Annotated in this window: 17 protein-coding genes; 4 read left to right on the top strand and 13 right to left on the bottom strand. The window is 71.1% G+C overall.

Annotated features, from left to right (window positions below):
* Nucleotides 1–96 precede the first annotated feature (96 nt).
* The 8 genes from ACLQ2S_RS20830 to ACLQ2S_RS20865 all read right to left on the bottom strand — a co-directional run bounded on the left by ACLQ2S_RS20830 (nt 97) and on the right by ACLQ2S_RS20865 (nt 9,631).
* Nucleotides 97–1,788 carry an ABC transporter permease gene (locus tag ACLQ2S_RS20830; protein ID WP_425702366.1) on the bottom strand — a complete coding sequence of 564 codons (1,692 nt, stop codon included), beginning with the start codon at nt 1,786–1,788 and terminating at the stop codon, nt 97–99.
* The gene (locus ACLQ2S_RS20835; RefSeq protein ID WP_155221436.1) at nt 1,773–2,537 is read right to left on the bottom strand and encodes an ABC transporter ATP-binding protein; all 765 of its coding nucleotides are present in this window, start codon (nt 2,535–2,537) and stop codon (nt 1,773–1,775) included. The genes ACLQ2S_RS20830 and ACLQ2S_RS20835 overlap by 16 nt, the downstream gene beginning before the upstream one ends.
* 154 nt (nt 2,538–2,691) lie before the next feature.
* Nucleotides 2,692–4,332, bottom strand: a complete 1,641-nt coding sequence (locus tag ACLQ2S_RS20840; RefSeq protein WP_309223741.1) for a cation acetate symporter — start codon at nt 4,330–4,332, stop codon at nt 2,692–2,694.
* Nucleotide 4,333: 1 nt separating this feature from the next.
* Nucleotides 4,334–4,780 carry a hypothetical protein gene (locus tag ACLQ2S_RS20845; protein ID WP_230462841.1) on the bottom strand — a complete coding sequence of 149 codons (447 nt, stop codon included), beginning with the start codon at nt 4,778–4,780 and terminating at the stop codon, nt 4,334–4,336.
* 101 nt (nt 4,781–4,881) lie between these two features.
* A complete protein-coding gene (locus ACLQ2S_RS20850) occupies nt 4,882–5,661 on the bottom strand; it encodes a LytR/AlgR family response regulator transcription factor (protein ID WP_309223740.1) in 780 nt (259 codons plus the stop codon).
* The gene (locus tag ACLQ2S_RS20855) at nt 5,658–6,884 is read right to left on the bottom strand and encodes a sensor histidine kinase (RefSeq protein ID WP_309223739.1); all 1,227 of its coding nucleotides are present in this window, start codon (nt 6,882–6,884) and stop codon (nt 5,658–5,660) included. Before ACLQ2S_RS20855 ends, ACLQ2S_RS20850 begins: the two co-directional genes overlap by 4 nt.
* Nucleotides 6,885–6,933: 49 nt before the next feature.
* A complete protein-coding gene (locus tag ACLQ2S_RS20860) occupies nt 6,934–8,505 on the bottom strand; it encodes a sugar transferase (RefSeq protein WP_155221477.1) in 1,572 nt (523 codons plus the stop codon).
* 265 nt (nt 8,506–8,770) lie between these two features.
* Nucleotides 8,771–9,631 carry an Fpg/Nei family DNA glycosylase gene (locus ACLQ2S_RS20865; protein WP_309223738.1) on the bottom strand — a complete coding sequence of 287 codons (861 nt, stop codon included), beginning with the start codon at nt 9,629–9,631 and terminating at the stop codon, nt 8,771–8,773.
* A gap of 24 nt (nt 9,632–9,655) precedes the next feature.
* On the opposite strand from ACLQ2S_RS20865, the gene ACLQ2S_RS20870 reads away from it, so the two are divergent.
* Entirely contained in the window at nt 9,656–10,969 is a 1,314-nt protein-coding gene (locus tag ACLQ2S_RS20870) for a glycosyltransferase family 4 protein (protein WP_309223737.1), read from the top strand.
* A gap of 69 nt (nt 10,970–11,038) precedes the next feature.
* Here the strand turns inward: ACLQ2S_RS20870 and ACLQ2S_RS20875 are convergent, their stop codons facing one another.
* The 5 genes from ACLQ2S_RS20875 to ACLQ2S_RS20895 all read right to left on the bottom strand — a co-directional run bounded on the left by ACLQ2S_RS20875 (nt 11,039) and on the right by ACLQ2S_RS20895 (nt 14,624).
* A complete protein-coding gene (locus tag ACLQ2S_RS20875; protein ID WP_155221434.1) occupies nt 11,039–11,386 on the bottom strand; it encodes a hypothetical protein in 348 nt (115 codons plus the stop codon).
* Between the two features lie 207 nt (nt 11,387–11,593).
* Nucleotides 11,594–12,307, bottom strand: a complete 714-nt coding sequence (locus tag ACLQ2S_RS20880; protein WP_309223736.1) for a CDP-alcohol phosphatidyltransferase family protein — start codon at nt 12,305–12,307, stop codon at nt 11,594–11,596.
* Nucleotides 12,291–13,358 (bottom strand): iron-containing alcohol dehydrogenase family protein, encoded by a 1,068-nt coding sequence (locus ACLQ2S_RS20885; RefSeq protein ID WP_425702371.1) that lies wholly within the window; start codon nt 13,356–13,358, stop codon nt 12,291–12,293. The genes ACLQ2S_RS20880 and ACLQ2S_RS20885 overlap by 17 nt, the downstream gene beginning before the upstream one ends.
* The gene (locus ACLQ2S_RS20890; protein WP_155221475.1) at nt 13,346–14,077 is read right to left on the bottom strand and encodes a sugar phosphate nucleotidyltransferase; all 732 of its coding nucleotides are present in this window, start codon (nt 14,075–14,077) and stop codon (nt 13,346–13,348) included. The genes ACLQ2S_RS20885 and ACLQ2S_RS20890 overlap by 13 nt, the downstream gene beginning before the upstream one ends.
* A 97-nt stretch (nt 14,078–14,174) precedes the next feature.
* Nucleotides 14,175–14,624, bottom strand: coding sequence for an NUDIX domain-containing protein (locus tag ACLQ2S_RS20895; protein WP_309223734.1), 450 nt, complete (start codon nt 14,622–14,624; stop codon nt 14,175–14,177).
* Between the two features lie 118 nt (nt 14,625–14,742).
* Between ACLQ2S_RS20895 and ACLQ2S_RS20900 the strand changes: the two genes are divergently transcribed.
* The 3 genes from ACLQ2S_RS20900 to corA all read left to right on the top strand — a co-directional run bounded on the left by ACLQ2S_RS20900 (nt 14,743) and on the right by corA (nt 17,915).
* Nucleotides 14,743–15,138, top strand: a complete 396-nt coding sequence (locus ACLQ2S_RS20900) for a CBS domain-containing protein (RefSeq protein WP_155221431.1) — start codon at nt 14,743–14,745, stop codon at nt 15,136–15,138.
* A 156-nt stretch (nt 15,139–15,294) separates the two neighbouring features.
* Nucleotides 15,295–16,389 carry a PLP-dependent aminotransferase family protein gene (locus ACLQ2S_RS20905; protein WP_155221430.1) on the top strand — a complete coding sequence of 365 codons (1,095 nt, stop codon included), beginning with the start codon at nt 15,295–15,297 and terminating at the stop codon, nt 16,387–16,389.
* A gap of 458 nt (nt 16,390–16,847) precedes the next feature.
* A complete protein-coding gene (corA, locus tag ACLQ2S_RS20910; protein WP_425702407.1) occupies nt 16,848–17,915 on the top strand; it encodes a magnesium/cobalt transporter CorA in 1,068 nt (355 codons plus the stop codon).
* The last annotated feature ends 116 nt before the right edge of the window (nt 17,916–18,031 follow it).

Raw genomic sequence — 18,031 nt, forward strand, 5'->3', positions numbered from 1 at the left:
CCCCGGGGTCGCCGCGTCGGGGGGAGCCCGCCGCCGGGGGGGGGGGGCCGCCGGCCGCCCCCCGCGGGCGCGGGGGGGGCGAGGGCGCGCCCGGCGTCAGCGGCGGGGGGTGACCAGGGCGAGGAGTTCGGGCTGTCGGCGGTCCAGCACGTCGCCGGCCAGGTGGACGCCGAGCAGCGCCGCGCCGACGCCGTACGCGAGGCCCAGCGGCAGGCCCAGCCAGAGCCAGACGTCGTCGAGCAGCGCCGCGGCGACCACCATCGGCACGGCGAGCGCGGCGGTGGCGGCCATGGCCAGCAGGGTCAGCAGCCCCTTCACCACCCCGGCGCCACTGTTCATCGCGAAGGGGTTACTGGTCTCCGGCAACGAGTACGCGCCCAGCACGGAGACGAACGAGTTGACCGCCAGCCCGACACCGTAGGTGGCGACCAGCGCACCCGCCATGAGCCCGATCCACGTCGGCTCGCCCAGCACCAGCGCGATCACCACCGCGACCACCGCCAGCATCGGAAGGATGTAGAGCGAGAAGGCGGTGATCCGGGCGCGCAGCTCCAGCCGGCCGGGCACGCCGGCCACCACGTTGGCCGCGTACGCGCTGCCGTCGAAACCGAACTGGTTGGCCAGGGTCACCGCGGCGAGCAGGCCGACGAAGACCATGGAGAGGCTGGCCAGGACCGGCGACGAACCGCCGGCAGGGGTGAAGCCCTCCGTGCTGTCGAACGAAAAACCCTGCCCACCGAAGTTGACCATCACCGGCACGAAGAGACCGACCACCGCGACGGTGATCAGGTTGGCTCGCCGTCGCGCGTCCCGCCACCAGTAGCGGGCCTCGCGGGCGACCAGGGCACCGAACCGGTCCCGCCGCAGCCAGCCGGCGGCCCGGGGAAAGAGCTGGGCCACCACCGCGCCGGTGACCTCGGGCTTCGCCCGGTTCGGCCCGCTGCTGGCCACGCCCGTCATCGCCGACTCCAGCGAGCGCGACCACCAGGCCAGCAGCGCGACGATCGTGGCGATGGTGATCAGCAGCTTCAGGGGTGCCGCCCAGGCCCGGCCCTGCGCCACGTCGATGCCCGCCGTCCAGGGGGCGCCGAGGGGAGTCCAGCCGATCACCGTCGCCAAGCCGGTCAGCCGGTCCCAGTCGGTGTCCTGGATCGCGGCCACACCGGCGATCTGCAACGGCCCGAGCAGCGCGGCCACCACCGCGAGCAGCACGGCGGCCAGGTCACGAACCCGGCGGGACCGGAGCATGGAGGCGAACGCGCTGGTCAACGCTCGGGCACCGGCGACGCAGAGAAGCAGCCCGCAGACCACGCCGACGGCGGCGACCAGGGCGGCCGACCAGCCGCCGAACACCCCGGCGGTGACCACCAGGCCGGAGAGCGCGAGCAGCACCGCGACCGTGGGTACGCTCACCAGTGCCGCCGCGAACAACCCGATGACCAGGGTTCGGCGGGGCAGTGGCAGCAGGGCGAACCGGGCCGGGTCGAGTGTCTCGTCGACGCCGAAGAAGACCAGGGGCAGCACCAGCCAACCGAGCACCATCAGCCCGCCGGCGAACGCGGCGATCATCAGGGCGTACCGGTCGTTGCCGATCAAGCCGGGCGCCGCCAGGCCGAAGAAGGCGCCGACCGCGAACCAGAGCCCGAGCAGCGAGCCGACCAGGAACAGCGCCACCCGCCAACCCTGACCGCGGAAGTTGTTGCCCATCACCCGCAGCTTGAGCCGGACGAAGTGACGCGCCGAGACCGGCCGCGCCTGGGCGGCCGGTGTGGTCACTGGGCCAGCCACGCCAACTCCTCACCGGTGGCGGTACGCCCGCCGACCACCTCGACGAAGACCTCCTCCAGCGAGCGGTCGCCGCGTACCTGCTCCAGCGTGCCGACCCGCTTGATGATGCCCTCGGCGAGGATCGCCACGTGGGTGCAGAGCCGTTGCACGACCTCCATGACGTGGCTGGAGAAGACCACCGTCCCGCCACCGGTCACGTACCGCTGGAGGATGTCCCGGATCAGCGCCGCCGAGACCGGGTCGACCGCCTCGAACGGTTCGTCAAGCACCAGCAGTCGGGGCCCGTGGAGCAGCGCGCAGGCCAGACCGATCTTCTTCTTCATACCGGCGGAGTAGTCCACCACCAGGGTCCGACCGGCGTCGGCGAGGGCCAGCACGTCGAGCAGCTCCGCCGCCCGCTGGTCGACCACGTCCGGTTCCATGCCGCGCAGCAGGCCGTGGTACGCCAGCAGCTCCGCGCCGGTGAGCCGGTCGAAGAGGCGTACCCCGTCCGGCATGACGCCGAGCAACTGCTTCGCGGTGACCGGGTCGGCCCACACGTCGTGGCCGAGCACCCACGCGCCGCCCGCGTCGGGCCGCAGCAGACCGACCGCCATCGACAGGGTGGTGGTCTTGCCGGCACCGTTCGGGCCGAGCAGCCCGTAGAAGGATCCGGCCGGCACGTCAAGATTCACGCCGTTCACCGCGACCTTGCCGTCGAAGCTCTTTGCCAGGCCACGTAGCGCCAGCGCCGGGTGCTCTCCAGTCATGCGCCCGACCGTATCCGGTCTCGACCAGCTCGCCGCCCGACCGGAGGAGGATCCGCAGCTCATCCCCGAGTTGGAGGCGCAGCGGAACCCCGGTGCCCACACCGACGGGCCGGGCTGGCACCGGTGGGCCGCCATCCGGCGTGACCGGGGCCCCTCACGATCGCAGGGCGTCGGGAGCGTGCAGCCGGAGCATGGTGCGGCCGACGTCGGTCGGGGCGCGGCGTCGGGTGGCCAGGGAGACCGCGACCATCACCGTGAAGGCCAACGGCACCGTCCAGGCGGCCGGCTGAGCGATGAGGGAGGCCGGCCAGCCGGTCAGGGCCGGACCGAGGACGGTGACCAGGACCGACGTCACGGCAGCGCCGCCGCCGACCAGGATGCCGGCGGCGGCACCCGCGTCGGTGAGGCCCCGCCACCAGATGCCGAGCACCAGCAGCGGGCAGAAGCTGGACGCGGCGACGGCGAACGCCAACCCCACCACCTGCGAGACGTCCATCCCGGAGACGTTGAGGGCGAGGACCATCGGCACCACCCCGGCGATCACCGTGGCCAGCCGGAAGCCGCGTACCGAGCCCCGGCCGAGTACGTCGGTGGAGATCACTCCGGCGACGCTGGTGAGCAGCCCGGACGAGGTGGACAGGAATGCCGCGAACGCTCCGGCGGCGACCAACGCGGCCAGCAGGCGACCGGTCGTCCCGGCACCGAGCGCCGCTTCCGGCAGCAGCACCACCACCGCGTCGGTCTGCCCGGTGACCAGCAGTTGTGGCGTGTAGATCCGACCCAGCACGCCGTAGATCGTGGGCAGCAGGTAGAAGACGCCGACCAGGGCCAGCACCACCAGGGTGGTCCGGCGGGCGGCGGCCCCGTCGGGATTGGTGTAGAAGCGCACCAGGACGTGCGGCAGCCCCATGGTGCCCAGGAACGTCGCCAGGATCAGCGAGTACGTGGCGAACAGCCCTCGGTCGTCGGAACCCGCGTCGCTGGGCAGCAGCCAGTCGGTGGCCCCGTTGGCGACGCCGGAGACCTCCGGAACCGGCTCACCCTCGGCGAAGCTCAGCTCGTCGCCGGGGCGTACCTCCAGGGTCTGACCGTCGCCCAGGGTGAGCACGGCACGCTGCTCGACCACGACGGTGGTCGCCGTCCGGAACGTGGCACCGTCGGGCGGGGTCACCGCCGGGCGGCCGTCGGCCTGCCACTGGAGGGCCAGGAAGATCGCTGGTAGGGCCAGCGCGGTCAGCTTGAGCCAGTACTGAAACGCCTGCACGAAGGTGACCGCGCGCATCCCACCGAGCGCCACGTTCGCGGTCACCACAGCGCCCACCACCAGCGCGCCGATCGGGTACGGCGAGCCGGTCAGGGTGGCCAGCGTCAGGCCGGCGCCCTGGAGCTGCGGCACCAGGTAGAGCCAGCCGATGAAGATCACGAAGATGGTGGCCAGCGTCCGTAGCCGGCGGGATCCGAGCCGCAGCTCGCAGAAATCGGGCAGGGTGAACGCACCGGATCGGCGCAGCGGCGCGGCCACGAACAGCAGCAGTGCCAGATAGCCGGCGGCGAACCCGACCGGATACCAGAGCACGTCCACGCCGTACTTGAGGATCAACCCGGCGACGCCGAGGAAACTCGCCGCCGAGAGGTACTCGCCGCCGATCGCGGCGGCGTTCCAGGTGGGGCTGACCACCCGGGAGGCGACCAGGAAATCGGAGGTGGTGCGGGCCAGCCGCAGCCCGTAGAAACCGATGGCGACGGTGATCAGCGTGACCGCCACGATCGCCGGTACGACGAGGTCGTTGCCCACGTCAGCGCTCCGGTCGCTGGACCAGGTCGGTGAAGTCCTGCTCGTTGCGCTCGGTCAGGCGCACGTACGTCCATCCGACGGCGACCAGGAACGGGAAGGAGAGCACCCCGAGCAGCAGCCACGGGAGGTTGACGCCGAGCACGGTCATCCGGCCGACCGAGGGTGCGATGGCGAACAGCCAGGGCAGCCCGCCCAACCCGATCAGCACCACCGCCGACAACTGCAACGCCAGGGCCAGTTGCGCGCGGACCAGCCCACGGATGAGTGCCTCACCGACCCGGGTCTGCTGAGTCAGCTCGGTGTGGATGCCGGCGACCCAGTGCGGTCGGCGGGACACCTCGGCCAACACCACCCGGGTACGCCCGGGAGGTCCGGAGCCGACCGGCTCGGCGGAGGTCTCGGCGGGATCGGGACGGCGGGGTGCCGGCAGTGCATCCTCGGCGGCCATCCCGGCAGTCTTGTCCGCCGGACGGGAATGTCAAGAGGGCTGTGGACAACTTGTGGATAACGGGTCGAGCCTGTGGACAACCCGGTGGACAGTGCCGCCGATCAGCGGCTCCACTCCTGCTTGGCGGCCCGGACCAGCTTGTCCTTCAGCTCCCGGGTGTGCCGGCGGCTCACCGGCAACTCCGTGCCGTCGATGACCACCACATAGCCGCTGTTCACCAGGCGAAGCTCGGCGATCAGCCGCAGTTGCACCAGGTACGACCGGTGGATCCGGACGAAACCGGCGTCGCCCCACCGCTCGGCGAGCGTGGCCAGCGACACCCGCACCAGGTGCGACCCGTCTGCGGTGTGCAGCCGGGCGTAGTCACCTTGCGCCTCGACCCACCGCACCGCGGAGCGGGGCAGCATCCTGGTGGTGCCAGCCAGCTCGACCGGGATGGTGGGATCCTCCTCAGCCCTGGCCAACGCGGCGGGATGGGCGGGCACCACCCGCGAGCCGACCACCCGGCGCAACGCCTCGGCCAGCCGTTCCGCGCGTACCGGCTTGCGCACGTAGTCGGTGGCGCCCATGTCGAAGGCGTCCGCCGCACCGTCGTCGTACGCGGTGACGAAGACGATCGCCGGGGGCCGGGCGAAGCGGCGCAGTACCCGGGCCAGTTCCATGCCGTCCAGGCCGGGCATCCGGATGTCCAGGAAGACCACGTCCACGTCGTCGTCGCGGAGCACCCGCAGCGCCTCGGTGGCGTCGCCGGCCGTGTGCAGCCGGGCCACCCGGTGGTCGGCTCGCAGGTGGTAGGCCAACTCGTCCAGCGCCGGTGGCTCGTCGTCGACCGCCAGCACCCGCAGGAAGCCGGTGACCGGGGCCGGGCCGGTGGCGGTCACGAACCCGCCCGTACGCCGGGATGGAACTTCGGCACCCGCATGCTCACCTTCGTGCCCGAACCGACGCCGGTCTCCACGACCAGGCCGAAGCGGTCGCCGAAGACCGACCGCAGGCGCTCGTCGACGTTCGACAGCCCGACGTGTTGGCCCGGGTCGTCGCCCGGGTCGCCGGTCGACCCGGCCAGCTCTGCTATTCCTGCGGTCAGCGTGGCCGGATCCATCCCCACTCCGTCGTCCTCCACCGTTATGTGACATTCGGCGCCCGCGTCCTGGGCCTCGATGCTCACCATGCCCGTGCCCGGCTTGCGGGACAACCCGTGGCGCACCGCGTTCTCGACCAGCGGTTGGAGGCACAGGAACGGCAGGGTCACCGGCAGCACCTCCGGGGCGATCTGGAGCCGCACCTGGAGCCGGTCACCGAACCTGGCCCGCTCGATGGTCAGGTAGCGGTCGATCGAGCGCAGCTCCTCGGCCAGCGTGGTGAACTCGCCGTGTGCCCGGAACGAGTAGCGGGTGAACTCGGCGAACTCCAGGATCAGCTCCCGGGCCCGCTCCGGATCGGTCCGGACGAAGGAGCCGATCGCGGTCAGCGCGTTGTAGATGAAGTGCGGGCTGATCTGGGCGCGCAGCGCGCGTACCTCGGCCCGTGCCAACCGCTCCCGCGACGAGTCCAGCTCCGCCAGCGCCACCTGACTGCCGGCCCAGTGGGCGGTTTCCAGGGTGGCCTGGACCAGACCGGGTGCGGGCGCGCCGCCGGTGACCGCCACCAGCGCGCCCGCGATCCGGCCCGACGCCCCACCGAGGGGGGCCACCACCGCGCCCCGGACCGGGCAGTCGATCCGGTTGCAGGTCAGTTCCGCCTCGCCCAGCACGGTGGACCGTTCCGACGTGATCACCCGACGAGCGGCGGCCCGCAACTGCTCCCGATGGTGCGCGCCGCGTCCGTCGAGCGCGAGCAGGTCGTCGGTGTCGGCCAACGCCAGCCCTTCGGAGCCGATCAGGGTGCGCAGGTGGCGGGCGGCCTTCGCCGCGCCGGCCGGGTTCAGTCCGGCCCGCAACGGCTCGGCCGCCAGCCCGGCGGTGTGCAGCACCTCGTAGGTGGCCCGCTGCCCGGGAGTGGCGATGCCACGCCGACCGCGTAGCCGACCGACCGCGAACAGCGCCCCGGCCAGCACGCTGACCAGAGAGAAGACGCCGATCACGGCGGAGATGTTGCCACCCACGTCGACGATCCTGCTGGTTTCGGGCGCTGTGGGGAAGGGGCGGTGTGCGTCAGTATGCGCCCTTGCGGGCCACCACCACGCCGATGGTGCGCCACAGGATGCCCAGGTCGTACGCCAGCGACCAGTTGTCGACGTAGTACAGGTCGAGCCGGACGGCCTCGTCCCAGGAGAGATCGGAGCGGCCGGACACCTGCCACAAACCGGTCATGCCGGGGCGGACCAGTAGTCGACGTCGCACATCACCCAGGAAGTCACCGTCGTCGGCGGGCAGCGGGCGCGGCCCGACCAGCGACATCTCCCCCTTGAGTACGTTGATCAACTGGGGCAGCTCGTCCAGCGACGAGGCCCGCAGGAAACGACCCACCGGGAAGACCCGGGGGTCCTCCTTCATCTTGAACAGCAGGCCGTCGGTCTCGTTCTGGTCGACCAGGCTGGCCAGCCGGTCCTCGGCGTCGACGTACATGGTCCGGAACTTCCACACCCGGAACGTGCGCCCCTCGTGCCCCACCCGGGGCTGCCGGAAGAAGACCGGACCCGGATCGGAGATCCGGATCGCGATGGCGATCGCGACGAACACCGGGACCAGCATGAGCAGCCCGATTCCGGCGGCGACGCGGTCCATCATGCTCTTGGCCAGCAGCGCCGGCCCGGACAGGGTGGGCTCCTCGACGTGCAGCAGCGGCAGGCCCTCGATCGGGCGGATATGCACCCGGGGACCGGCGATGTCGGTCAGCTGCGGGGCCACCACCAGGTCGACCCCGGAGCCCTCCAACTGCCAGGCCAGACGGCGCAGCTCGCCGGGCTCGGCGCTGGCCGAGCCGCAGACCGCGATGGTGTCCGCGCCGACCTCGCGTACCAGGGCCAGCACGTCACGGCCCGCGTACACCGGAACCGGGGTCTGCACGCCCTTGGCCGCCGCGTAGCCGTCGGTGATGTGGATGGCTACCGGGACGAGCCCGGCTGCCGGGGTGCGGGTGACCGCCGTGTACACCTCCAGGCACTCCGGCAGGGTCCCGACCAGCACCATCCGGTGCGCCGCCTGCTGGATGTTGCGCCGGATGGTGTGCAGCACGAAACGGGCCAGGATCCGGCCCAGCAGGATCAGCAGCAGGGCCAGCAGCAGCGCCGTGCCGACGGTGAACCGGGACAGGTTGGTCACGGTGGCGAAGGCGAGGAACGACACCGCCGCGCAGACGGCCACCCCGGCCCGGATCACCCGCTTGAACTCGTCCGGCCCGAGCCCGAGACAGCGCCGGTCGTAGGCGCCGTTGAACCAGAGGATGATCAGCCAGCCGAGCGGCAGCAGCAGGAACGCGACGGTGTAGAACCAGGTCGGGTCGTTCTGGGCGTCGTAGAAGCCCGCGGTGGCCTGGTCGAAGGTGCGGATCGCGGTGAAGCTGGCGAAGGCGGCCGCGGCGAAGTCGAGCAGCAGCAGGATCGCCGTGTAGGGCCGGTGCCAGCGCGACACGCGCCGCCGGGCCCGGGCCCACGCCGATCGGGGTACACCGTTCGTGGACGACGGGTTCGGCGGCTCGATCTCGAAGCTGTCGACGTGCCGCACGAGTTTGCTCCGGCCTTCGTTGGTAACCGGGCGCTGGAGGCTAGCCGTCACCTCACCCATGTCCTCCCGCATGACCCGTCACGTTCACTCGCCGTGACCGCCCCGGGTCGCCCACCGCTCCAGTTTCCCACGCGCGTTCCGTTCCGTCGCTGACCCGAGAGACATTGCACGACGGCCACCTACCGCCTGGGATCTGGCCGGCCCCACCCATTCGGAGGCTGGGGACCGGGCCACTATACCGATGGATGGCGGCCCGGGTAGAGCGCCAGACCAGTGGTTGCGCACCGGCCGTCCGATTCCGCTCCGTAATCGGCAGTGGCGTTACTCACCGTACGAGTCTCGACAACCGTCGGTCAGCAAGAGGCTTCCCGCCGGTCTGGCAGGTCGGGCAGTACTGGAGGCTGGAATCGGCGAAGGAGACCTCCCGGATGGTGTCTGCACAGACCGGACAGGGCAGCCCGGTGCGGGCGTGCACCTTCAGCCCGGATCGCTTCTCGCCCTTGAGTTCGGCGGCCCGCTGCCCCAGCGAGCGGGTCACCGCGTCGCCGAGCACCCGGCGGGTCGCCGTGTGCAGGGTCGCCATCTGGTCGTCGGTCAGCCGGTCGGTCAACGCGAACGGCGAGAGCTTCGCCGCGTGCAGGATCTCGTCGGAGTACGCGTTGCCGACCCCACCGAGCACCGCCTGGTCGGTGAGCACCCCCTTGACCTGGCCCCGGCGACTGCGCAGGGCACCGGCGAAGGTGGCGAGGTCGGCCGAGAGCGCGTCCGGCCCGAGCCTGGCGATCCCGGGCACCACCTGCGGGTCCGTCACCAGATAGGCGGCGAGCTTCTTCTGCGTGCCGGCCTCGGTCAGGTCGAAACCGGAGCCGTCGTCGAGGCGTACCCGGATCGCGATCGGGCCCTTGCCGGGCCGTAACGGGACGTTCGAGGCGAACGCCTCCCGGTAGTGCAGCCAGCCCGCGCGGGCCAGGTGGACCACCAGGTGCAGGTCACCGTCGAAGACCACGTCGAGGAACTTGCCGTGCCGCCGGGCGTCGGTCACCGGGCGGCCGGCGACGGCGCTCGGCGCCGGGTCGTACGTCTTCAGGGCGCTGATCGCGGCGATCTCCAGGCGGTCGACCCGCCTGCCCACGGCGCGCTGTCGCAGGTAACCGGCGAGCGCCTCCACCTCCGGTAGTTCGGGCACGTCCCAACGGTAGCCTTCTTTCCCGTGAGAATCGTGGTGGCGCACAACCGGTACCGGGAAGCTCAGCCCTCCGGTGAGAACACCATCGTCGACGCGGAGATCTCCCAGCTCACCGCCGCCGGTGTGGAGGTGCTGCCCTTCCTGCGCAGCTCCGACGAGATCCCGTCGATGCCGAGGACGGCGAAGGCGCTGCTGCCGATCTCCCCGATCTACGCGCCCCGGGCCCAGCAGGAGCTGTCCCGGCTGCTCACCGAGCATCGGCCGGACGTGCTGCACCTGCACAACCCGTACCCGCTGCTGTCGCCCTGGGTGGTGCGGACCGCGCACAAACACGGCGTGCCGGTGGTGCAGACGGTGCACAACTACCGCCAGGTCTGTTCCTCCGGGCTGTACTTCCGCGACGGCGTGATCTGCCAGGACTGCCGGGGCCGGGCCCTGGGGGTTCCTGCGGTGGTGCACCGCTGCTACCGGGGGTCGCGGGCGCAGAGCGCGCTGATGGCCACCACCCTGGCCGTGCACCGGGGCACCTGGAAGTCGGTGGACCGGTTCATCGCGTTGACCAGCGCCGTCGCCGACCACCTGCGTGACTACGGCATTCCGGACTCCCGGATCGTGGTCAAGCCGAACGGCATCCCCGATCCCGGCATGCCGACCCCGCTCGGTCAGGGCTTCCTCTTCCTCGGCCGGCTCTCCCCCGAGAAGGGGCTCGACCTGCTGCTGGAGGCGTGGCGTCGGCACCCCGACGGGGCGCTCGGGCCGCTGCGGGTGGCCGGTGACGGTGAGTTGCGTCCGCTGGTCGAGGCGGCGGCGGCCGAACGAGCCGACGTGACCTTCCTCGGGCCGCTGGACCGGGCCGGGGTCCGCGAGGCGCTGACCGCCAGCGCCGTGGTGCTGGCGACCTCCACCTGGCACGACGTACTACCGACGGTGATCCTCGAGGCGCTGGCCAGTGGCCGTCCGGTCCTCGGCACCGCGTTGGGTGGCATTCCGTACCTGGTCGGCGCGGACACTCCGCGCGAGCCTGCGGGCACCGGCCCGGCCGCGACCGCCACGGCCTCCGCCCCGGCCAGCCCCGGTGGCCCACCCGCTCCCAGCGGCCCGGCCGGTTTGAGCGGTGCGTCGGGCACCGAGGGTGCGCTGCCGGGTGGGGTCCAGGCTGGTGAGGCCGGTTGGGTGGTGCCGCCGGACCCGGCGGCGCTCGCCGCCGCGCTGCCGCTGGCCGCAGCCGGTGCCGCCGCGCTCGCGGTGCCTGCCCGGTCCCGCTACGAGCGGGTCTTCCACCCCGACGTGGTCACCAAGCAGCTCCTCGCCGTGTACGCGGACCTCGCCCGTTCCTGATCGACTCCATTCCGCCGGACGGCGGTATCCGACCCACGCGGACACCGCCGTTCAGGCGAAATAGTGGGGTTAGTAGGAGACGAGCTTGTAGGAGAGGAACTGGCCGGAGTTCCAGCTCCGCCAGATGCCGAGCCCCAACCCGGGACCGGTGCAGTCGTCATTCGCGTAGGCGATCGCGTACACGGGAGTCCAGGCGATGGACGTGACCGCGTCCTGCATCGGGTGGCAGAGGTCGTCGACCTCGGTGTGCCGGGCGACCACGTAGGCGCTGTTCGCGGTGTAGAGGACCAGGCCCTGGTCAGGCGACTTGAACGGCTCCCGCTCCGGCTCGGTGGCGGCTGCGGGCGTGGCGACCAGGGACGTGGTCAGGGCGGTGGCACCGAGGACCGAGGCGATCCGTTTGGCGGTTTTGGGCATGACATCTCCCAGTGGTGGGGTGGCATGGGAAGACTGACGTCAGCTTCGACATGAAGCGATCTTCATCTATGAGGATCTTCCCACGGCATTGATTGAGGTGTCAATAATTGCCGATGACCTCTATCAATGGCCCCGGCGTGGCGGACGCATCGGAAAAATCGGGCGCGTGACGGCCGCCGAACGCGTCTTGCTCTCCGGGGAGAAGAGCTACAGGCTGGCGCGGGCGGAGAAGGCGATGCTGGCCAGCAGGAAGCCGCCGTTGACGATCGTGAACGCCACGATCACCCAGAACGCCAGCGCCGGGGCGAAGGTCAACACCAGGGCGGCGGCGAAGATCACCGCGCCGTAGTCGCGGACCAGCTTCACCAGGCGTACGGGCAGCGACGTCGAGGTGACCATGCTGGCCGCGTTCGGCCCGGACTGCATCACCGAGGTGACCAGGTTGACCATCCAGGTCCCAGCGAAGGCGGCCACCAGCCAGACCGGCGTCGACGGGCGCTGTGCCACAGCGGTCGCCGCCAACGCGGCGACCAGGGCGATCTGGGCGGCCACGTCACAGAGCACGTCGACCCGGGCACCCGCCGCGCTGCCCTGGCCGGTCACCCGGGCCAACTGCCCGTCGGCGCAGTCCAGGGCGTACGCCACCTGCCAGCCGACCAGGGCGAGCAACCCCACCACCGGAGCGGGCACGTCCCCGGCGGCGACCGGGCCGGCGAGGGCGACCACGGTGACCGAGGTGGCCAACCCGAGCAGCAGGTTGGTGATGGTCAGCACCGTCGGCCGGAGCCCGAGACGCTGGGCGACCAGCGCGAAGACCGCACCGATCCACTGGCTGATCGACTCGCTGAACAGGCCACCGCCCCGGTTCACCCGGTGGAAGTCGGCGACCGTGGGGCGGGACGGCTCAGCCAAGGTGCTCACGGAGGGCGTCAACGTAGTCTCCCAGCCGGATACGAAGGTCGTCAGCGGACAGCGCGAGGTGTTCGAGGATCGTGTAACGGTCCGGCCGGGTACGCGGCGCGAAGGTCACCGCCTCGACGAACTGCTCGTCGGTGAGGCCCAGGTCGCCCGGTCGGGTGGACAGCCCGTGCCGATGCAGGCAGCGGGCCAGTTGCCCGAAGCGTTCCAGATCGCCACGGAGGAAGGTGCAGAACAGCGCGCCGAGGCCGACCTGCTCCCCATGTGAGCCGGTGCCCGGGAAGAGATGGTCGATGGCGTGGGAGATCTCGTGGTCGCCGCCGCTGGCCGGTCGGCTGGAACCACAGATCGACATCGAGATGCCGCCCAGGATCAGCGCCTCGGCCAGGGTGGTCAGGAAGGCGTCATCGGTGATCTTGCCTGGGTGGTTGAGCAGGGCCTCCGCGCCGGTGCGGGCCAGCGTCAGGGCCAGACCGTCGATCGGCTCGCCGCGTACCCGGTGGGCCAGTTCCCAGTCGGCGCAGGCGCTCAGGTTGCTCACCGCGTCGCCGATCCCGGCCTGGGTCTGCCGGTCCGGCCCGTTCTCCACGAAGTCGAGGTCGACCAGGACGGCGATCGGGATGTGCACCCCGTAGGAGCCCTTGCCGCCCTCGTGGCTCAGCGACGCCACCGGGGAGGCGATGCCGTCGTTGGCGAGGCTGGTCGCCACGGTGACCATCGGGAGGGCGTAGCGGGTGGCCGCGTACTTGGCCGTGTCGATGGTCTTGCCACCGCCGATGCCGACGACCGCGTCGTAGTGCCGGCGGCGAAGCTGGTCACCCAGCTCGTTGGCCGAGTCGACGGTGCCGCCGCTGACGGTGAAGATGTCGGCCGAGCCGAGGGACGGCTGGCACAGCTCCGCGATCTTCTCGCCCTGCCCGGGGCCGACCACCACCGCGACGTCCCCGCCACCGGAGATCCGCCGGTCGGCCAACAGTGCGCCGAGGTCCGTCACCGCGCCGCGGCGGACCTCGATCGACAGTGGCGTGGTGACCGTACGGGCTAGTAGCGGCACGCGATCTCCCGAGCCCGGGCCAGGTCGGCGTGGTTGTCGACCTCGACCCAGGGCACGTCGCCGATGGGCGCGGCCCGCACCTCGCCGCCTCGGTCGGCGAACTCCTGGTAGCCGTCCTCGTAGTACAGGTTCGGGTCGCGCCGCCAGGTGGCCTCCAGCGCGTCGGCGAGGGCCTCGGCCACCTGCGGCTCGATCAGGGTCGCCCCGATGTACTCGCCGTACGCCTCGGCCGGGTCCATCAGCTTGGTGATCCGGGTGAGTTGGCCGGCGGCGTCGAAGGTGGTCTTCATCTCCTCGTCCGCCAGCGGCTTGATGGTGTCGACCGCCAGCAGCACACCGGGGCCACGCTCGGCCAGCAGGGTCTTCTCCACGCTCACCGGGTGCACGGTGTCCCCGTTGACCAGCAGGACGCCACGGGAGAACCAGTCACGCGCCAGCCAGAGCGAGTACGCGTTGTTCCACTCCTCGGCCTTGTCGTTGTGCACGAGGGTGAGGGTGACTCCGTACCGGCGCTCCAGGTCGGCCTGACGTTGCCGGACGGCGTCCGCGGCGTATCCCACCACCACCACGACGTCGGTGAGGCCCACCTCGGCCAGGTTACGCAGCGCGATGTCGAGGATGGTGGTCTCGCCGTCCACCGGCACCAGCGCCTTGGGCAGGGTGTCGGTGTAGGGGCGTAACCGTCGGCCGGCACCAGCTGCCAACACCATTCCGACCATGCCGGCATCAGTTCCTGTTCTCGTGGCGCTCACCGGAGGAGGATAGCGGGCGCGGCCAGCGCCGCGTACCAGTGCGGAGGCAGCTCGACCGGGCCGCTCACGAACCGATGGACCGCAGGACGGCGAAGCCCTGCTCGGCGATCCGCCGGATCAGTCCGTCGTTGACGTCGCGGTGCTCGTCGAGCAGGTCGAGATCGTCGGGTCCGAGCCAGCGGTACTCGGTGTGCTTGCCCGCCTCCAGCACCGGGGCCGTCAGGTCGCCGTCGACCCGGACCAGCCAGTCGCTCTCGATCCGGGTCAGGCCGTCGTCGCCGACGTAGCGGTACTCGCCGACCTCGGCGATCACCTCGGACACCCGCCAACCGGTCTCCTCGGTGACCTCCCGGTACAGCGCCTCCTGCACGGACTCGCCTGGTTCGAGGTGCCCGCCGACGATGTCCCAGCAGTTGGGGAAGAGCCGCCGGTGTGGGGAACGGCGCTGGAAGAACAGGTGCCCGTCCGGAGCGACGATCAACGCTCCGGCGCAGCGCAGCGGCTCGGTGGACACATGGAGAACTGTAACCGTGGCCGCCGCACCCGTGACGTTGTCCGGTCTTGTCCCGGAAACCTACGGGCCTCACCATTGCGGGTATCCGGGTGCGGCCGTCCCAAAGGGGTGATGTGTCATGCAGGTTCGGGAAGCTATGTCCAGTGAGATCCTCGTGGTCGGTCCGGAGCACACGCTCCGTCAGGCGGCGCGGATGATGTCGGAGCGCGGCGTCGGGTCGGCGGTGGTGATCGACCCGGATTCCGAGGGCGTCGGGATCATGACCGAGCGGGACGTGCTCAACGCGATCGGTGCCGGGCTCGACTGTGATGTCGAGCGGACCGGGGCTCACCTGACCTGGGACGTCGTGTACGCCGGGCCGGAGTGGACGATCGAGGAAGCGGCGGCGGCGATGGCCCGAGGTGGGTTCCGGCACCTCGTCGTCCTCGATGGTCGTGAGGTGGCCGGCGTCATCTCCGTACGCGACATCATGCGGGTGTGGGCGGCCAGCCGGATGGTCGGCAGCGGCGGATGACGCGTGGACCGGTGCGGCTGGCGGCCTGACCTGCCGCACAGCCGGCGGGAGGGGGCCATCCACCGGGGGCGTCGTTCACCCGACCCGGTGGCTCAGGATGCGGACATCGTCGTGCCGTCGGCGTACCTCCCGCCACCGGCCGTACGCTGAACAGCCATGACCGCCGAGCAGCTGATCTCCTTCGCCCGTGGCGCCCCCTCGCTGGACATCGTCGATGTCGAGGGGCTCAAGGCCGCCGCCGTTCGCGCCTTCGACGCCGACCCCGCCGGGGTGACCGCGTACGGCACCTCCGTCGGTTACGTCCCGCTCCGTAAGTGGATCGCCGAGAAGCACGGCGTCGAGGCGGAGCAGGTGTTGGTCACCAACGGCTCGTTGCAGGCCGACGCCTTCCTCTTCGATCACCTGGTCCGTCCCGGGGACGCGGTGGTGGTGGAGCGCCCCACCTACGACCGCACCCTGCTCAACCTGCGCAACCTGGGCAGTGAACTGCACGCCGTCACTATCCAGCCGGACGGTCTGGACACCGCCGAGTTGCGCAAGCTGCTGGAGTCCGGGGTCCGCCCCCGGCTGGCCCACGTCATCCCGAACTACCAGAACCCGGCCGGTGTGACGCTGTCCCTGGAGAAGCGTCGCGAACTGCTGGACCTGGCCGCCGAGTTCGGTTTCACGATCTTCGAGGACGACCCGTACGCGGACATCCGGTTCCGGGGCGAGGCGCTGCCGTCGATGCTGTCGATGGACACCCGCGACGTGGTGGTGCACGCCTCCAGCTTCACCAAGACCGTCTGCCCCGGCGTGCGGGTCGGTTACCTGGTGGGCCCGGCGGACCTGATCGGGGACATCGCGAAGAAGGCGACCAGCCTCTACATCTCTCCCGGCATGGTCTCGCAGGCCATCGTGCACCAGTTCTGCGTCTCGGGGGACATCCAGCGGTCGATCGAGACGGTCCGGGCCGCCCTCGGTGAGCGGGCCTCGGTGCTTGCCGAGTCGCTGCGCCGGCACATTCCCGAGGCCCGCTTCGTGGAGCCGGACGGTGGCTACTTCCTCTGGGTCGAGTTGCCGGAGGACGTCGAGGTCGAGCGGCTCGCCCCGGCGGCGGCCGAGCGCGGGGTCGCGGTGGTCAAGGGCAGCGACTTCGTCATGGACGGTGGGCGGCACGCACTCCGCCTGGCCTATTCGGCGGTCACCGCGGACCGGATCGACGAGGGTGTTCGGCGGCTGGCCGACGCGATGAAGGCGGTACGCGGCTAATTTTCTGTCGTCTTTCTGACAGAACAGCGATATCCGCCAGCCTGGGACTCCCGTCGAAGCGACTCGCGGCCCACAATGCTGCGAGCGTCACTCACCACGCGTACGGGAGATCGGGGCGGCCCGCACCCGCCCCACCCCCGGCCACCGGTGCGGCCCAGCCGCCCGCGCGCTGGTGTGACGCGGCCAGCACAACCCCCCGCCCCCAATGGCGCCGGGCGGGCCGGATCGCCCCCCTCACCCCCCGGATGCGGTCCGGTCCGTCCGGCGCCACCCCTGCCGCACGACCATGCTCGCTGCGGCGGCGTAACCTGCAAGCCGCAGTCGGCGGGGGGAGGGCCGTGATGACGGAGCGGACGCAGCGGGCCAGGGCCGCCTCACCGGACGACCCGGCCGCCGAGGACAACCGGACCACCAGCACCAGCGCAGGTCGCTCCCTGCGGCCTCGGAACTGGTCGCCGATGCGGGCCGTGACGCGTCGACTCAGCCCGGACGCAGCGCAGCCCGGCCAGCCGCCGACCGGCCAACGGCGCAGTGCGGTGGTCGACTGCGCGCTCTACCTCGACGGCCAGCGGCAGGCCGGGGACTGGAACTACGCCGACGCGCTGGCAGCGGCCCGCGCCGCCGAGTCCGGGTTCGTCTGGCTCGGCCTGCACGAGCCGGACCTCGCCGAGATGACCGAGATCGCCACCACCTACGGCCTGCACGAGTTGGCCGTGGAGGACGCGGTCAAGGCCCAGCAGCGCCCGAAGCTGGAGCGGTTCGGCGACGTCAGCTTCCTGGTGCTGCGCACCGCCCGGTACTGCGAGCACACCGAGCTGACCGAGCACTCCGATGTGGTGGAGACCGGGCAGGTGATGCTCTTCATCGGCCCGCAGTTCCTGATCAGTGTCCGGCACGGTGACGCCTGCCGGTTGGCACCCGTACGCGAGGAGTTGGAGGCGCGTCAGGAGCTGCTGCTCAACGGCCCCTGGGCCGTCGCGTACGCGATCACCGACCGGGTCGTCGACCTCTACCTGGAGGTTGCCGATCAGCTTGAGGACGACATGGACGTGCTGGAGACGGAGGTGTTCGACCGCCAGACCAGCGGCCGAATCCAGCGGATCTACCAGATGAAACGCGAACTGGTCGAGTTCAAGCGGGCGGTGATGCCGTTGCAGCGCCCACTGCTGACGCTTACCGCGCAGATGAACCGGGACGTGCCCAAGGAGGTGCGCCGCTACTTCCGGGATGTGCAGGACCATCTCAGCCGCACCGTGGAGCAGGTCAACTCCCACGACGACCTGCTGAACTCGATTCTTCAGGCGCGACTGGCCCAGGTGACGGTCGACCAGAACAACGACATGCGCAAGATCGCCGCGTGGGCGGCGATCGCCGCGGTGTGGACGGCGATCGCCGGTGTCTACGGCATGAACTTCGACTTCATGCCGGAGCTGAGCTGGACCTACGGCTATCCCGGGGTGCTGGCCCTGATGCTCGCCACGTCCCTGGCCCTCTACCGCTGGTTCCGCCGCAACGACTGGCTCTGACCGCGCCCGTCGGCCATGAGGTTGTTGGCGCGGCAAGGGCGGCGGGACACAAGCTGGGAGGAGGGGGGGTAGCGGGCGGAGGGCGCGGGGGTGGGGCGGGGGGGGGGGGGCGTGGG

Origin of the sequence: Micromonospora sp. DT48 (genome assembly GCF_049844495.1) — a bacterium.
Classification (GTDB): Bacteria; Actinomycetota; Actinomycetes; order Mycobacteriales; family Micromonosporaceae; genus Micromonospora.

What these genes read in the sequence shown, in the direction of transcription:
- ACLQ2S_RS20835 (WP_155221436.1), bottom strand. Translation starts at nt 2,537, where the DNA reads ATGACTGGAGAGCACCCGGCGCTGGCGCTACGTGGCCTGGCAAAGAGC.
- ACLQ2S_RS20875 (WP_155221434.1), bottom strand. Translation starts at nt 11,386, where the DNA reads ATGCCCAAAACCGCCAAACGGATCGCCTCGGTCCTCGGTGCCACCGCC.
- ACLQ2S_RS20900 (WP_155221431.1), top strand. Translation starts at nt 14,743, where the DNA reads ATGCAGGTTCGGGAAGCTATGTCCAGTGAGATCCTCGTGGTCGGTCCG.
- ACLQ2S_RS20905 (WP_155221430.1), top strand. Translation starts at nt 15,295, where the DNA reads ATGACCGCCGAGCAGCTGATCTCCTTCGCCCGTGGCGCCCCCTCGCTG.
- ACLQ2S_RS20845 (WP_230462841.1), bottom strand. Translation starts at nt 4,780, where the DNA reads ATGGCCGCCGAGGATGCACTGCCGGCACCCCGCCGTCCCGATCCCGCC.
- ACLQ2S_RS20890 (WP_155221475.1), bottom strand. Translation starts at nt 14,077, where the DNA reads ATGGTCGGAATGGTGTTGGCAGCTGGTGCCGGCCGACGGTTACGCCCC.
- corA (WP_425702407.1), top strand. Translation starts at nt 16,848, where the DNA reads ATGCGGGCCGTGACGCGTCGACTCAGCCCGGACGCAGCGCAGCCCGGC.
- ACLQ2S_RS20860 (WP_155221477.1), bottom strand. Translation starts at nt 8,505, where the DNA reads ATGGGTGAGGTGACGGCTAGCCTCCAGCGCCCGGTTACCAACGAAGGC.